The organism is Leptospiraceae bacterium, from assembly GCA_016708435.1.
Lineage (GTDB): Bacteria > Spirochaetota > Leptospiria > Leptospirales > Leptospiraceae > UBA2033.
Genome location: JADJFV010000002.1, coordinates 23,969 through 39,781 on the forward strand (window position 1 = coordinate 23,969; position 15,813 = coordinate 39,781).

At 36.0% G+C, this 15,813-nt stretch carries 16 protein-coding genes; 3 read left to right on the forward strand and 13 right to left on the reverse strand.

The window, feature by feature from the left end; all coding sequences use genetic code 11:
* The first annotated feature begins 108 nt into the window (after positions 1 to 108).
* Positions 109 to 2,232 (forward strand): adenylate/guanylate cyclase domain-containing protein, encoded by a 2,124-nt coding sequence (locus tag IPH52_05490; protein MBK7054494.1) that lies wholly within the window; start codon positions 109 to 111, stop codon positions 2,230 to 2,232.
* Entirely contained in the window at positions 2,229 to 3,059 is an 831-nt protein-coding gene (locus tag IPH52_05495) for a 1,4-dihydroxy-6-naphthoate synthase (GenBank protein ID MBK7054495.1), read from the forward strand. Before IPH52_05490 ends, IPH52_05495 begins: the two co-directional genes overlap by 4 nt.
* Positions 3,060 to 3,416: 357 nt before the next feature.
* On the opposite strand, the gene IPH52_05500 is transcribed toward IPH52_05495, so the two are convergent.
* The 9 genes from IPH52_05500 to IPH52_05540 all read right to left on the reverse strand — a co-directional run bounded on the left by IPH52_05500 (position 3,417) and on the right by IPH52_05540 (position 12,820).
* Positions 3,417 to 4,124: a TPM domain-containing protein gene (locus IPH52_05500; protein MBK7054496.1), complete on the reverse strand. Its 708-nt coding sequence runs from the start codon at positions 4,122 to 4,124 to the stop codon at positions 3,417 to 3,419.
* 190 nt (positions 4,125 to 4,314) lie between these two features.
* Positions 4,315 to 4,860 carry a hypothetical protein gene (locus tag IPH52_05505; protein MBK7054497.1) on the reverse strand — a complete coding sequence of 182 codons (546 nt, stop codon included), beginning with the start codon at positions 4,858 to 4,860 and terminating at the stop codon, positions 4,315 to 4,317.
* Positions 4,857 to 5,831 (reverse strand): class I SAM-dependent methyltransferase, encoded by a 975-nt coding sequence (locus tag IPH52_05510; protein ID MBK7054498.1) that lies wholly within the window; start codon positions 5,829 to 5,831, stop codon positions 4,857 to 4,859. The genes IPH52_05505 and IPH52_05510 overlap by 4 nt, the downstream gene beginning before the upstream one ends.
* Before the next feature lie 114 nt (positions 5,832 to 5,945).
* A complete protein-coding gene (locus tag IPH52_05515; GenBank protein ID MBK7054499.1) occupies positions 5,946 to 6,641 on the reverse strand; it encodes a hypothetical protein in 696 nt (231 codons plus the stop codon).
* A 78-nt stretch (positions 6,642 to 6,719) separates the two neighbouring features.
* Positions 6,720 to 7,982 (reverse strand): hypothetical protein, encoded by a 1,263-nt coding sequence (locus IPH52_05520; GenBank protein MBK7054500.1) that lies wholly within the window; start codon positions 7,980 to 7,982, stop codon positions 6,720 to 6,722.
* The gene (locus tag IPH52_05525; GenBank protein MBK7054501.1) at positions 7,979 to 9,655 is read right to left on the reverse strand and encodes a peptidase M14; all 1,677 of its coding nucleotides are present in this window, start codon (positions 9,653 to 9,655) and stop codon (positions 7,979 to 7,981) included. The genes IPH52_05520 and IPH52_05525 overlap by 4 nt, the downstream gene beginning before the upstream one ends.
* The gene (locus IPH52_05530; protein ID MBK7054502.1) at positions 9,652 to 11,100 is read right to left on the reverse strand and encodes an amino acid permease; all 1,449 of its coding nucleotides are present in this window, start codon (positions 11,098 to 11,100) and stop codon (positions 9,652 to 9,654) included. Before IPH52_05530 ends, IPH52_05525 begins: the two co-directional genes overlap by 4 nt.
* Positions 11,097 to 12,230 (reverse strand): aminotransferase class V-fold PLP-dependent enzyme, encoded by a 1,134-nt coding sequence (locus tag IPH52_05535; protein ID MBK7054503.1) that lies wholly within the window; start codon positions 12,228 to 12,230, stop codon positions 11,097 to 11,099. The genes IPH52_05530 and IPH52_05535 overlap by 4 nt, the downstream gene beginning before the upstream one ends.
* 50 nt (positions 12,231 to 12,280) lie before the next feature.
* Positions 12,281 to 12,820: a ferritin family protein gene (locus tag IPH52_05540; protein MBK7054504.1), complete on the reverse strand. Its 540-nt coding sequence runs from the start codon at positions 12,818 to 12,820 to the stop codon at positions 12,281 to 12,283.
* Between the two features lie 272 nt (positions 12,821 to 13,092).
* On the opposite strand from IPH52_05540, the gene IPH52_05545 reads away from it, so the two are divergent.
* The gene (locus IPH52_05545; protein ID MBK7054505.1) at positions 13,093 to 13,704 is read left to right on the forward strand and encodes a PilZ domain-containing protein; all 612 of its coding nucleotides are present in this window, start codon (positions 13,093 to 13,095) and stop codon (positions 13,702 to 13,704) included.
* Between the two features lie 18 nt (positions 13,705 to 13,722).
* Here the strand turns inward: IPH52_05545 and IPH52_05550 are convergent, their stop codons facing one another.
* The 4 genes from IPH52_05550 to IPH52_05565 all read right to left on the reverse strand — a co-directional run bounded on the left by IPH52_05550 (position 13,723) and on the right by IPH52_05565 (position 15,806).
* Entirely contained in the window at positions 13,723 to 14,028 is a 306-nt protein-coding gene (locus IPH52_05550) for a hypothetical protein (GenBank protein MBK7054506.1), read from the reverse strand.
* A 190-nt stretch (positions 14,029 to 14,218) separates the two neighbouring features.
* On the reverse strand, positions 14,219 to 15,004 hold the full coding sequence (locus IPH52_05555; protein MBK7054507.1) for a DUF1295 domain-containing protein: 786 nt from the start codon (positions 15,002 to 15,004) through the stop codon (positions 14,219 to 14,221).
* Positions 15,005 to 15,006: 2 nt separating this feature from the next.
* Positions 15,007 to 15,480, reverse strand: a complete 474-nt coding sequence (locus IPH52_05560; protein ID MBK7054508.1) for a DUF2062 domain-containing protein — start codon at positions 15,478 to 15,480, stop codon at positions 15,007 to 15,009.
* Positions 15,477 to 15,806 (reverse strand): DUF1475 family protein, encoded by a 330-nt coding sequence (locus tag IPH52_05565; protein ID MBK7054509.1) that lies wholly within the window; start codon positions 15,804 to 15,806, stop codon positions 15,477 to 15,479. Before IPH52_05565 ends, IPH52_05560 begins: the two co-directional genes overlap by 4 nt.
* Positions 15,807 to 15,813: the final 7 nt, after the last annotated feature.

Sequence of the window (15,813 nt, forward strand, 5' to 3'; positions counted from 1 at the left end):
TTTCTCTTAATGTGATTGTCAGTTTTTCCAAAAACATAGCATTAAACTTTTTTTAATTGCTTTTTCCATTAGTATAAGTAGCCTTTGGCACAAAAGGTAGCAACATAAATGAGTATTTTTTTTAATCGGCTTTTTACTATTCTAAACTTAATTCTTTTCTTGAATTTAGTTCCATTTTTTTTCACGAGTCTTTCTGCCGATTCAAATGAAAAATTAATTTTACCTGTAGATTTAACTAAACTAAATTGGTATGTTAAACAGGGATTTGCCGCAAGTGACCTCTCTAAAGATCAGATTACGGATCAAACAGAATATAAAAAAATTGCAAATTTCCCTATTATATTAAACTCAATCTATAAAATTCCAATTTCAAATGATTCAGTAAAAGAATTTACCTTGCAATGTAATTTTCAGTTAAATCTAGAAAGAATTGATAAAGGTAAAGAGCTTGCTTTTTTGTTTTCTGGAATTGGAGAAACGTGGGAAATTTATTTGAATGGAGAAAAAATCAAAGATGAATTTGGCTTAGAAAACAATCAAATAGTAAAATACAAAACTACTAGGAATTCTATCATCACTATTCCATACGATTTACTTAGAGAAAATAATAATCTAACAATTCATATTGCAGGGTCTGCGCCTTCCTCTTTTCTTGCTCCCAATTCCCTTTCTGGTATGCGATTTAAAGATGGATATATTCTCGATTATGAAAAGCGGCTACAGGAAAGTATCCAACAGACTACCCTACTTTTATTCAATGCTGTCTATATTTTCTTTGGTCTCTATCACCTTTTCTTTTTCATTCGCTGGACAGAAAAAAAATATAATCTTTACTTTGCTATTTTTTCAATTTCAATCTCAATCTATTTCTTGTCATTTTCCAACATTGCCTTTGCTAAATTTGAGGATACTCGTTCTTTATTATTTTTTGCATACGTGTCACAGCCCATAGCTGTCATGTCGTTTATCTTGTTCCTGTATGATTATTTTTATCCCTCTCGAAAGTTTTCGCTTTTCATAAAATATACAATCTTATCAAATCTAATAATAGTTTTGGCTTTTTGCATTTTTAAAATCAATTTCTTTCATACATTTTTATTTTCGTGGTATATTTTGATTATCCCCCAAATCGGTTATATTTTTTACTTCATCATCAATGCAACAAGAAAAGGTCTCAAGGATTCAGTTCCAATGGCATCGAGTATACTTGTCATACTCTTCGTTGTCATCTGGGAAATAATAGATACAATTGTTTTTCAAACTGGAATTCGCTTTTTACAATTTGCTTATTTTGGATTTATTCTATCCATGGTGATCATTCTTGCAAACCGTTTCATTGAAATCAATTGGGAAACAAGAAGACTTAATATTGAACTAACGCACGAACGAGATTCTTTTTCCAAATTTGTGCCTACTCAATTTTTGGATATGCTCGGAAAAAGTTCAGCAAAAGATATTTCTCTAGGCGAATGTAAATTGCAAGAGATGACAATTTTATTTGCAGATATTCGTGATTTTACTTCTCTTTCTGAATCAATGAGTCCAGAAGAAAATTTTAAATTCATCAATTCCTATTTAAAAAAGATGAGCCCCGTTATAGAAAAGAACAATGGCTTCATTGATAAATTCATTGGGGATGCCATCATGGCTATTTTCCATTTGCCCGAAGAGGGTTTAAAAGCATCTGTTGAAATGATTGAAGAATTACAAAAATTAAACGAAGGGAGGAGTAATGCGGGCTATCGTGCTCTCAGAATAGGAATAGGGTTAAACACTGGTATGCTCATGATGGGAACAATTGGACATGAAGATAGACTCAGCACAACTGTAATTGGGGATACTGTTAATTTGTCGGCGAGATTGGAATCATTGACAAAAGAATATTTCACTCCCATTCTTGTTTCTGAATTTACCGTCTCAAAGCTAACAGAGGATAACAAAGAGTATCTGAGAGAAATTGATACAGTAGTAGTAAAAGGAAAAACGAATTCGGTTAAAATATTTGAATGCTTTCAAGTTGATTCTGATGATTTAATAGAGAAAAAGATTCATTCGAGAAAAGAATTTACGGAAGCTGTTTCCTTTTTAGAATCAGAAGATTATGAAACTGCCTTAGAAAAATTTTTAAAATTAAAAGACATTTTGAGTGGTGATGTAATTCTTAGTTTTCATATCATTCGATGCCAAGAAATGATAGACTCTATGAAAAAGCGAGCCAAAGTGGCTTCATGAAACCAGAACTTACACTCGCCTACTCGCCCTGCCCCAATGATACTTTCTTGTTTTACCATTTGATTCACGGAGATATTTCTGGAAAATTTTCCGTGAAAGAAGAATTGCATGATGTGGAAAAGCTAAATCAATATTCAGAGTTAGGAAAATTTGATGTAACAAAGCTTTCTTTTTTCGCTTACTTTCATGTAATAGAGGGCTACTCGTTGTTAAACTCTGGATCTGCACTCGGTCGTGGATGTGGACCTCTTTTAGTAAAAAAGAAAGGCAAAGACTTACAAAAAGTAAAAGGGGAAAAGATTCTTGTTCCAGGGCTAAAGACTACGGCTAACTTGTTGTTAAACGTATATCTACAAAAAGACTTTCTCCCTACCCCACTTCGATACGATTTGATTATGGATAAAATTCTTAGCGAGGAGTTTGATCTTGGCGTAATCATTCACGAAGAAAGATTTACCTATGAAGAAAGAGGACTTGAAAAAGTTGTAGATCTAGGCGACTACTGGGAAAGCCTAACGGGTAAACCAATTCCACTGGGGGCAATCGCCGTTAAACGCACAACAGATATTGACTTACAAAAAGAATTTGATAAGTCTCTACGTAAAAGCCTTGAACTCGCCTATCAATTTCCAGAAAAAACCAGAAAATATATTTTAGAAAATTCCCAAGTCAAAGACGAAGCAGTAGTCAAGAGTCATATTGAACTTTATGTGAATGAATTTACAGCCGACATCGGCGATGAAGGCAAAGACGCAGTATATGCTCTATTAGAAAAAGCAAAAAGTTTAGGTTTAGTAAAGGAAAGTAAATTGGGAATGTTTGTTTGAGACTGCTCGGTCATTTCGAACCGAGCATATCAGTAAATGCGAGTGTGAGAAATCTATTTTGCAAATTTAGTATTGAATTAATCTATAGCTATATTTGCAAAATAGACCTCTCACGAAAAAGCAGTTCGAGGTGACAGGGGTAATGCCCCAATTCCTCAGTGGCTAATATTCCTTATCCTACCAATCACTTCCACCTGAATCTCCACCGCCCCAGTCAGAACCGGAATCAGATGAATCACTAGAATAATCAGAATCAGACTGTGACCAGGAAGAATTATTTCCGCTATTGCGATAGCTATCACTCGAATGATCGTTTCCATAAAGTCCACTGTCATGACCTGTGAATTTGTCATAGAGTCAACTCCCTGCTGCTGCGCCGAGCATACCAGTTAAGAATGTTCCCATGAAGCCGGGACCTGAACTTCCGTAACCGCTATTTGCTCCATACGGCTGATTCATATTACCCGCTCCGCCACGATTTGTTGACATGAGAGAAGTAATAACTTTAAATGCAATAAAACCAAGCACTGCAAAAATTATAATTGTCATCCAGGGAAAACCTCCAGTAGTTTGATTTGATCTAATTGGCATTTCGCTTCTTTGCGGGTAATTTCTGTTATTTCCTGTGTTTGCCACAGCGGAGTTCATTACACCTGCAAAGTATTCAACGGAAGAACTCAGTCCTCGGTCGAAATTTTTATTTTTAAATTCCTCGGTAAATTTTGCTTTGAGAATATTTCGTTCTGAATCTCCGAAGACTTCTTTTGTTTTATTTCCAATTTCGACTTTTAATTTGCGATCTTTTTTGGAAATTAAGACATAGACTCCATTGACTCTACGAGCTTTTGCTTTTTCAAGCGCTAATGCATTTGCATCTGCTTGCCCTACTTCTTCGATTGTTTCAATTACCAATTCTTTTCCAGATTTGCGTTTGACTTCTTCTAGCCTTTGATTTGCTTCATTTAGTGCAGACTGGGAAAACATACCCGCAGTATCCACAACCTCAGCGTTAAGCGCAATACTAAGAGAAAACGTTGCAAAACAGATTGCCAGTAAATTTTTCATAAATATAAAATCTCCTATACTATTAATTAGACTGAATTTGTAGGTTTGTTATACTGTCATTTCGAACATCCCTTGGCGACCGAATTGCGACTAAACCAAGTGGTGATGGAGAAATCTATCTGACAAAGAAAGAACAGGGTTAAGCAAGATAGACCTCTCACGGTAAAACTGTTCGAGGTGACAGTATTACCTATTCCTCTAACTGAATTATACTTTCCTTATTCAGAGTTCTCTTGTCAAATCGGATTAAATATTTTTCGGTTTTAACTTTGCCATCCTGTTGTCTAAAAATAATATTTCCAGTAACCAAAAATGATTTCTCTTCTAGGGTTGCAGTGCATTCAAAAGAATAAGGTAATCCACCACTGAGTGATTTACGTTTTGCACCTAACAGTTCGAAACACCTCTCCTTCATTTCAATTCCATCAAACTTTTTGTAAGAAGGAAATTCTGTTTCTAAATTTTCTCGATTCACTTTGAAAAATTCCTCCAGAAATGTCCCTTCTCGAAAGATAGCAATGACTGGAAAACCAAAATAAATAAACTCATTCGATTCAAAAAGAATTTCCCAATTTGCTCCCTGCACTTTTTTAATTCGATTTTTCATTCTTTTCTCAAAGAAATCTTCTACCGTAGTTTCTTTCGCCTTATCGAGATATTCCCCTCTTCGAATATCGGCACTGTTCATGCTACATTGAAAGAGGAGAAATACAGGAATGAGTTTAAGAAGCTTCATTTCTTTTGAAATAGGTAATGAGAGACTAACCACTCTTCGCCGTTACGATAGGCAAATAATTCTGCGCAGGAGAGAAAAAATATTCTCCAGTAAGACCACCACTTGGTTACATTTTCCTTTCCATAAGCTTTTTCTAATATAGGAAGAATTTGTGTTTTATTCTTGTCCATATTCTCAAGCCAGGCTTCACTTGTTTTGCCGTAATGGACTCCATTTACAACCCAGTGATTACGAATTGTCAAATGCTCTTGAAAATACAAAAACAAATTATGAGAAGGCATCATTCCACCCGTGAAAAAATACTTTGCCATCCAATCTGTCTCATCCTTTACTTCAAATGGATAAGCAAATTCTTTATGAGTAAAAATATGTATAAAGAAAAGTCCTTCTGGTTTTAAAAATCCTGAAAGCTTCGCAAATAACTTTTGATAGTTCTTCATATGCTCCAGCATTTCAACAGAAATTATCCGATCAAACTTTTCATTGATTTGAAAATCGTTCATGTCCTGGGTAATGATTGTTAGGTTCTTGAATCCTTTTTCCTTGGCTACAGAGTCAATGTATTCTTTCTGTGTTTTAGAATTTGACACGCCAGTGATTTTACAATTTGGAAATTTCTCAGCCACATAAAGGGACACGGAGCCCCAGCCGCAACCTAAATCTAAAACGGTTTGACCATCTTTGAGTTGTGCTCTCTCGCAGGAGAGTTTTAACATTGCCTCTTCGGAAGCGTCTAACGTATCAGCGCCTGACGGCCAGTAGCCACCACTGTATTTCATTCTCTTGCCTAAAACATATTTGTAAAATTCGGTAGGGACTTCGTAGTGCTGCTCATTTGCATCCGAAGTATTTACTGCAATCGGACTTGCCTTTAATTTTTCTATGTAGGTATTCAGATGAAGTTGTTGCGCTTCTTTACTTCCTTTGTTTTCTTCTGTTAGCCTCTGCTCGAGTAATTTCCGAATTCCCATTCTAATTAAAAAATCTGGAACTATATCTTTCTCTAATAAATTAAATATCAATGTTTACTCCTCTATTATAAGACTGCATAGCTTTATAATTTGGCAACGAAAAACTTTCTGCGTTTACAAAAATTCATTCTTCTCAGTAAAATGAATCACCGGAATACAAAAAGGAACATCGCCATAATGCTGAGGCTTTCCATTCTCGTCAAGCTCTTCGACTTGTAAATAATAGCCATTATCCGGTATACGAAATAGATTTAGATTGGATTTGTTTTTTTCGATTGTGATTTCTAAATCGGTAATAGGCTTTTGATTTTTACCCAGCACTGTCCATTTTTGTCGAAGTGTTTTCTTAGAAGTAGAGCTGTCTAGAAATGCATCTAGTTCAATTCCGTCAGCGCCTGCTAAAACCCAAATCGTTTTTCCTTTGAAGATATGATAGGGATTGTTTGCCTCTCCTCGGTTTTGCTCGTAGGCAAGTAGTTGATACGCGTTTAGCTTCGCTTGTCTGAATTCGGGTAGCCTGTCTTGTCGGATTACTTGAAAGACAGAGTGAAAAACTATAAATGATATTAGGATAATCATTGTAATCCGTAACCTATAATCTACGTCTGCTTTTATTTTTTCTTTGAATCCAATGAACAAGACTAAAAGAATTACAAATCCACTGTCAGGTTGCACAACATGATAACCAAAACTCAAAGAAAGGATAAGTAGAATTAAGAGTAAAATATTCTCTCGAATCGACACTGCAATTAATACGTAAAGTGTAATGAGAGTTAGCCCCACTATCCCGATTTCACTTAGAATTCCCATAAAAAAGGAAGGATTGTCTATTTTGTTTTCGGGAATAAAAAGACCAAGCGTTGGATCTTTAGATTCACAACAAAACTCCTACTCCATCTCCAAAAAAGGATTCTGCAAAAACACTTTCCATGCAGCCAAATTAAAATAATAACGCTGTGAATCCACTGCAAGGAATGGATTTTCTTTTGCTTGAACCATTGAAGTGAATTTAATAGGTATCAGCAATAGTTTGTCGAAAGTAGAACCCGTTGTTCTAGGAATCTGATAGAGGATAATCAGGAATAGACCGAAAGTTGCTAATACCCAGAAACGGTTAATATTCGGTATCCTCTCTCGATTTTCTTTCCAAATGGAATATAGAAGGAACACAATTCCGACAAGAAGTAACAACCAGAATCCTCTACCTTGATACGGAGCCAAAATAAACTGAATTGCAATGATTGGCAGGAGAAGAAAATACTTTTTCTTCGCAAGTAAATCTTTAGAGCGCGTCTTAGATGAAATTTTTCTATTAATAAAAGTCAAGCTCCAAGAGCCTGTAATATCCTTTTCAGGCAGGCTCTTATAAAAAATAAAACAAAGAACAGGAACTATCCATGTCGAACTTCCTGAATCACGAAAAAGTCCCATGACGCGATTTGCTTCTAGCGATAAATTCGTATTAGTCGCTAGGAAATTTCGATTCCAGAAGATTTGTAAGAGCATAATTCCAAAATGAATTCCAAGCCCGATAAGCGCTCCGAGTTTCCAATCGTTGCGAAATTTTGTTTTATCTTCTTCGCGCAATTCTTCTGAATAAAAATAAAGCAAAGGAAATAGTAAATGTGTGATTGTTTCCATACTGATCGCAAATGCTTCTTTGGACGAAACTCCTTTTACATACATAGTTTCTAAAATTCCAAAACTTTTTAGGTAGGGAGCGTTGAATAGTATTAGAAATCTATCTAAAGTTAGAATCAGTAAAAAACTAATTAGTAAGAACAATGGATTTTTCAGCAGAGGCAAATATCCAGTATACGTATTCTGTAAGTTTGATTTTCTGATTCGGAAGTAAGTAATAATTTCCCTTATAAAATTTCCAAATACTCCTCCTAAAAAAACTCCCATGAGAGTAATGAAAGGACTTTGTATTCCGAAAATTGGCGCAACTCTAACGAGTAATAGAGCACAGGTAACAGTCATAATCCGCCCGAGCCGCGGACTAATGATGTAAAACACAAACGGCATTGCAAATTGAATTCCAAGTGTGATATAAAATTCTGACTTTGGAAAAGGATGGCAAAACCGAAAGAACAAAGTAAAATAGTATCCGATTAAGCTTAAAAATCCGAGTATTAAAATCTTTTTCATAGTTTGTGAAGTCTCACTCTGTTTGGTTGCAAAGATTTTCCTGCTTTTAAAATTACTCTTTGTTTTTCATAGCCTTCTTTTGAAATTAGATAGTTGTATTCTTTTTCTTCCAAAAGCATTCTAACATAGATGCCTGTTTCAGGATGACTTGTAAAATTTTCTTCTTCATAGTGTTTAATTTCTTCTGTCTCTACTTTTGCCTCTATTGGATTTCCTACTTCGTCTTCGATGCGTAGAATAATTTTATTTCCATGAAAGAATTCATACAAAAGATTTTCCCACACTCCTTTAAATCCTTTTAGAATGGAGCGCACAATTTCATAGTCAACATTCTGGTGCGTTGACTCTGCAATAAATGCGTTAGTTCCATGCTTATAGTAGTAATAGTCTTGGTCAGTTCCATCTACAGGATAAAGATTCTTTCGAAGACTGAACTCTTTTCCAATGCGCACTGATTTTGCGAATTTTACAATTCGATTTCCTAAATTCTTCGCGTAGTCCGGCTCTGGATTAAAAACATTTTCAATTGTATAGGGAAATAAGATTGCCGCCGCGTAAGAATGAAAACTCATCGCAAATAAAAATCTTTCCTGATTCGCAAGACTCATCATCGCCTGTGTCTCTGGCTCAGACGCAGGACTTGAACCTCGATAAAAAACATGACCCGTATTTCCAGACGAAGCAGTTTTATTTCCTGAATTCCAACGGAACGGATAATTGCGATTTAAGTCTACTCCGCGGCTACGATTTGTTTCCCGCATATCCTCCGGCAAATAGCCATTCTTCCTTCCCATATCAACTGACCAATTCCAAAAAAAATTGCTCCCATCTGGATTTACCATCGGCACAATCCAGACAGAAATATTTTCGAGATAAGGCTCATACTTATCATAATCATTTAGCAAGTGGTATATAATATCATAACAATGCTCGGTAGAAATTAATTCATTCGCATGATGCGCCCCTGTGAAAAGAATTGGAATTTTGTATTCCGATCTTTTAGGAGAAGTAATTCGGATTGCGGGAATGACTCTACCGAGCCTTGTTTTTCCTAGCTCAAAATAGGTTACTATTTCTGGGAATTTTTCAGAGACAGCCTTGAGGTATATTTTATTTAGTCTCTGATCTTTATAGCCAGAGCGCAAATCATCTAAGTCTTTGAATTTTCTTTTCAAGCGTGACTCATAGTTAATATCATAATACTTAAAAGGAGCCGATTTCGAAAAACTTTCGTAAGGAATATTAGATTTTTCTAATGTTTTCATTTCTGATTTGTTCAGCAGATAAACAGTATAATTTTTTCCTTTATAAGTAGAGTCTGGCATGGAAGAAAAGAATTTCTTAATTACTTTCTTGAATTTCTTATGATGTTTGTTTTGAATTTTATACGGAATTAATTCTTTGTTATCATAGATTGGAACATTCGGATATCGCACTTCTTGCGACAATAGACTGCAAGAGAAAAAAAAGTGAATGCTTATTAAGATTAGTATACAGTCATTTCGAACAGCGGCTTCCAAGTTTGCGAAAGTGAGAAATCCATTTTGCTTAAAGCGATTCCGTTTTATGTAAAATAGACCTCTCACACCTGAAGTCCGAGTCGCTTCGCCATTACCGTCAATAGCAGTTCGAGGTGACAGGGGTAATGCTCTATTGTGATAATCCGTGTTCATCCGTGTCCATCGGTGGTAATCTTAATTCGTTTCCAAATTTCATACAGAATAAATCCCGCAAGCGCAGAAAGAAATGCAAAGAAAGGAATTATATAATTTCCTTCTCTAAAATAATTTCCTAAGATCAAAACTAAAATCAAACTAGTCGTGACAATATAAACGATAGGTGCCAGAGGATAACTTAGATAAGGTATTAAATGAGGCTTATTATGATGTTTCTTTACTCTGAACACAGAATAAATTGTAAGAATGGAAAGTGCAATGATACAGATGAAGGAAAAATTAAGCAGATTACTTTCCTTACTCACAAATAAAATCATGCAAAGCGCCCACATACTTTGCATCCAAATTCCAAGCACAGGAGTATTTGTCTTCGGATCTAAATGTCCTAATTTTTCGATGAAGAGTCTATCTCGTGACATTGCTACTTGAATGCGGCTACCGGTAATGATTGTAGAATTTGTATTTCCAAGTATGATGAAAAAAATTATATAAGTCATGATGCGAGGAATCCATTCAATGAATACAGGCGAATCCAATTGCAAAAGATTCTTTAGAAAATATTGTCCCACAATAAAGAAAGGATCTTTACCTGTTTGAATGCTTTCAAAGGGAAGGAGTGCAACAAAGATGAACGCAAGAAGTAAATAGATAAACATCACAACCAGCGGACCGAAAATCATCGTGCGCGGAATTACTTTTTCTGGGTTCTTAATTTCTTCTCCCATGGCAAGAGGCGAATTCCAACCGGCATAGGTCCAATAAATCGCAACAAGTGCCGTGCCCGAAGGAAGTAAGTCAGGAAGAGTAAAAGGCTTACTCATATTATCCGCGAGAAGTAGTTTTGTTCCCGAGCCAAAGAAGAGATAATATAAAATAGACGTTATAGTCAATAGCCCTACTCCTACCAAAAAAACTACCGGCAAAAAGGTAACAAGCTTTTGAAAACGAATGGAGGATTCTATCCCGAAATGATTTACAATGGTGAGAATTAACAAGAGTGTAATGGCTATTACCTGATAATAATGCAGTTCAAATCCAAAAACTGGAAGCGAATAACAGACGGTATTCACCCAATCTCCCAGAATAATCGCACCCTGATAATGAACAGAAAGAGAAAGCCCAAGTGCAATCGAGCCGGGGAATGTTATAAAGAAAGTAAAGAACCCGTATAAAAAAGCCCAGCGTCGTCCGTAGGAATTTCGTAAATAGGCATAGTCACCGCCTAACTCCGGGTAGACGCTTGCAAGCTCGGCAGAACTCAAAGCACCACTGATGGCAATGATTCCACCAAAGAGCCAGAAAAGTAAAAACCATATCGAGTGTGGGAGCAGAGACGATATGAGGGAAGGATAAACGAAAATTCCAATGCCGATCATATTTCCCATCATGAGTATGATTGCATTGGTAAGTCCGATGGTTCGATTAAATGTGTGATGTTTCAATTTTTTAACAGTTCAATTACTCTATCTAATTGCTCAAATGAGTTATAAATATGAGGAGCGAGTCTAACACGACCTAGCCTCACGGCAGAGATGACTTTATTATCGCGGAGGATTTTTACTAATTCAGAAGAGTCTACTCCTGATTTGTCGCAAGCTAAAATTCCAGTTTTGTGTTCAGGGAAATTGTCTGAATAAATTTGGAACCCATTTTTACGGAGTCCATCAGCTAAGTATTCTGTTAGAGTATAAATTCTTTCACGCACAATTGGAAATCCTATTTCGGACAGCATTTCCAAGGTTGATTTCCAGTAAACCCAATCTGTGAAATTCCCAGTTGAGTATTCAAATCGGTCTGCCCCCGGTTTGATTTCTGTTTTATACGGTAAGTATTCGTCTGCATTGACAACAGAACTCTGTCCTTTGAAAATTGTTTTCATTGTGGCTAATTTGTCTTTTGCGACGTAGATGCCACCAAGACCAAGAGGACCGAGCAACCATTTCCAAGCCGGAAAAGCCATATAGGAAACATTCATTTTCTGAACATCTACATCAAGTAGTCCTACTCCTTGCGCACCGTCCAAAATAAAATCAATCCCTTTTTCCTTGCATAATTGTCCAATTTCAGTTGTGGGTAATGGCATACCAGTGCACCAATGCACAAGAGAAAGCGAGATTGCTTTTGTATTTGGTGAAATGGAAGACTTTACATTTTCTAAAAATTTTGCAGGAGAATCTGCCATTGGAATAAACTTTAGATGAATTCCTTTTGCTTCCCAATGCTGAAATGGATACACATTGCTTGGATATTCATTTTCCAGAAGTAAAATCTCTTCCCCTCGATGCAAGTCAAGACCCTGTGAAATGAAATTAATTCCTTCCGAAGTGTTGTGGATAATTCCGATTTCCTCCGAGTGACAATTCAGTAGTTGGGAGAGAATCTCTGTTATGCGCTTCTTGACTGTAGAATATTTTTCTAATTCGTTAAATACCCCTTGTTTTGAATAGGCTTCTAAGTAGCGGGTAACGTCCGTAATTGTTCTTCTTCCAACAGGAGTTGTTCCGCAATTATTGAGCCAGATGAGTTCCTGATTGACAGGATAATTTTCGTAATATGTTTTCCAGTTTGTCATAGTTTGTGTTTTGTAGGTAACGCATATATGCGTTACCTACGGGATAATCATTATTTTCCGCTGATGAGGGCTTCGTCTTCCCAGTAGTATTTTGTTCGATCTGTTTGTTGTAGAAATAAATATTGTGATTCTACTAAGATTCGATCTTCTTCTTTGATAAATGCAAGTGTATTAAAGAAACGTTTGATGGTTGGATCTTTAAATTTGTCTTTCATTTTGTTGGAAAAATCTCGTGCATCTTCGGAGACTCGCATCGCATGTTGGACTGCGTCAATATCGTCTTTGTAAACTTCGGCTGTATTTCTTTCGACTTTGCGCATTAGCTTTGAAAGATGAGTTTTATCAAATTTATGAATTGCGGATAATTGCTTGAGATTGGGAAAATCAACTCCACCACTCAAATCATTATACATTTCTTGGATTAATTTGATATGCTCTTCTACATCTTCTGCGAGTTCGCGGAAAAATTCTTTCACAGAGCCTTCTTTGACTTTATCGTATGTCTTTAGATAAAAATCAAAACAGTCTTTTTCGTATTGAATCGCAGAGGCGACAGCTTCCAATAGCGTAGTATTTTTAATTGAATTCATAAATCTCTCCCTAGTGTTTTTTAGTTTAGTTGAGATAGAGTTTTTATTGCAAATGTTTTTTTGAAAAGCAGGATTTTGTTTTTATCCCTTTCTCTCTGTATTTATTTGCATTTAAAAAAAATCTTTGATTAGATTCTACTCGATTTCATTCTGACAAAAGAATGAGTCTATTACACAAAGAAAGACGGAGACGTTTCAGGAAGCCTGTACTACTGCTTGGTTTTTCTATTCTAATATTATTGTTACCGATTTCAAATTATATTGGAATGAGTATGAAATATAATTTCAACTGGTATGAGCCTAATTTTCTGATTAAAAATGCAAATCTACCGGAATGGATTTTACTCATTAGTGCTCTCTTGTCCGGTTTGGGGTTACTATTTGTTAAACGTTGGGGATGGTGGCTCTTTGTTCTTTCTTCCTTCACTTTCATTTCTTATAATTCCTACATGTTTCTTACAATCCCCAACTCAGCAACTAAAGGTCCGCTCATTCAAACCTTACTCATAGTCTCAGCTCTTTCTTATTTTTTGCGAAAAGATATTTTTAATCCTTACATGAAACTGTATAAACGGGGTTGGCGATTTTTAAAGCGTTATCCGATATGCACCGGCATCAACATAGACGATAAGATTTACAAGACAGAAAATATTAGCCTCGGCGGCGCTTTCGTGAAATGGCCTGATTGTAATTTAAAAATCAACGCAGAGGTAACAGTATATTTTGAACTACACAAAGAAGGCTTTATGATAAAAGCTGGTATTGCGACTATCGTTCCTGGACTCGGAGTCGGAATTGCCTTTCGTGGTGTAGATAAATTTTTCAAAGAAAGACTCAAGCGAGCACTCGAACTAAAAAAAGTTATAACGGATAACCACCGATAGTCTCCCAGTGGGAAATAGCTATTTGCCGTGCTTGTGATAGTTTGCGACGTATTTTAATAACTCCTCAATTAGAAATTCACAGATGATAGCATCCTTAGCGGATAATTCCGGTTGCTCGCCGTTAAACATTCTCTCGTCCACTCTAAGCAATTTGTAATTGATTAACTTCTCTTTCGGAGTTGTGTTTTTATTTTTAGAGAGAAGAATATACATTTTCAATGTGTCATCTTTTGGCTCTATGATTTTAGTTTTGTGATAGATAGAGAGAAATTTTCCCAAACTCTCACAAAGTTCTTGTTTTGTTTTAGTTTCAATTTCTGACATGGTGTTGTTCTAAGTCAGACTATTTGCCACAGAGGCACAGAGTCACGGAGTTTTTTTTTATATTTTATTTTATTTCAAGTTTTTTACCTAGAACCTGAATACAAACACTCTTTAAATTGACGCGCATGAATAATCCCAAAGCCCTCCGTGTCTCTGTGGCAAAACACACTCAGTAGTTACGCTAAATCTGCTATTTCTTTTTAAACCAGGGCACGAAGGCTGAGGTCGTTCTTTGATATTCTTTGTATTCTTCGCCGCGCGTTTTAATGGCATTTGCTTCTGTCATAGGAATGCCTGTAAATTTTAAAAGGAAAATCAACATGAGTATTGCTGGGATTACCGCATAATAGCCATTTGGCGAAGGAAGGGCAACTAAAAAGTAAGAAACCCAAATCATCCATTCAAAAAAATAATTGGGATGACGGGAATAATTCCAGAGCCCAACTTTACAGGTCTTTCCTTTGTTAGCTGAGTCAGACTTGAATTGACTGAGCTGAAAATCGGCAGTCGTTTCCCCTATTACGGCAAACAAGAATAAGCCTAGTCCAACGTATTCAAGCGGATGAATGTCGATTGCCGGATTTGAGCAGATGATTAGAAATGGAATAGAGAGAATAATATCAAGTAAACCCTGAAATTGAAAAATATTTGTGAAAAATTTTCTGTCTACTGCCTCACCATAGTCTTTGCGAAATGCCGTATAACGCGCATCTTCCCCATGACTTAAAACGCGAATTGCCAGATAAGAGCTTAATCTAAATCCCCAGAAGAAAACCATGAACATGATGATTGCTTTTCTCGCGATAAAGCCTTCTCCTAAAACATAGTAAACAAAAGCAATTGCCACAAGGGAAAACGCCCAGCCTACGTCTACTATCGCATAATTATGAATCTTCTTTCCTAGATACCAAAGCTTTGTCATGATAATAAAAACCACAACCCACGCGATAAAAACAATCTGCCAAGTATTTTCCATGTTTAATCCTTGAGCCCTTTAATTGGAACTCTTCTTAGAATAGGTAAAAATAAAAAGTAAATCAATGGAATCATCATACAAGATACAATGATCCAACCTAAAATTCCATGCATCGTAGCATCCCAAAAAGTGATGATGGTCTGAATAATATCAGTCTTAATCATATCGACTAACGCTTCAATCGAAATCGGAAATGGCGGAACGCTTAACACCCATTCGCCGAAACGAATGAATGGAATTAAAAATATAAATTGAAGCGGATACACTAAGTAGCTGATGACTTGAATGAGAGGCAAGTTTAGTTTTAGACTTAGACTTGCTATTGTGCATAGAATCATCGTTGAGCCTATGACTGGAAATACTCCAAGCATCACACCGAGTGCAATGCAGAGGGAAATCTTCTCAGGAGTAATTCCTTGCTTGAGAAGATTTATAATCGGAGTGACTATCTTTGTCTTAAAAAAATCTTTTATCATTTTTTAATTACAAGATCAGTCACAGTCGCGTCTTTGTCTAGTTTGAAAAGTTCGATGAGCACATAAATCGCCATAGCAATATTTCCCAAAAGCATAATGCCGATTAGCCAGAGAAGTCTTGCAATCATAGAATTCTCCTTGTAACACACCCAGAGGTAAAACGTAATAAACCCGTAATAGGCATCAAAAAGAGTCGCAATCACCCAGGGATCTTTTATAAGAGTTGGCAAATGCGTAAATAGATTTAGCTCAAGCGAAGCCCAAGTAGTTACATAGAGCATGGAAACTAATATAAAACTAAAAATAATTTTTAAAACTGTTATCATAAATTTC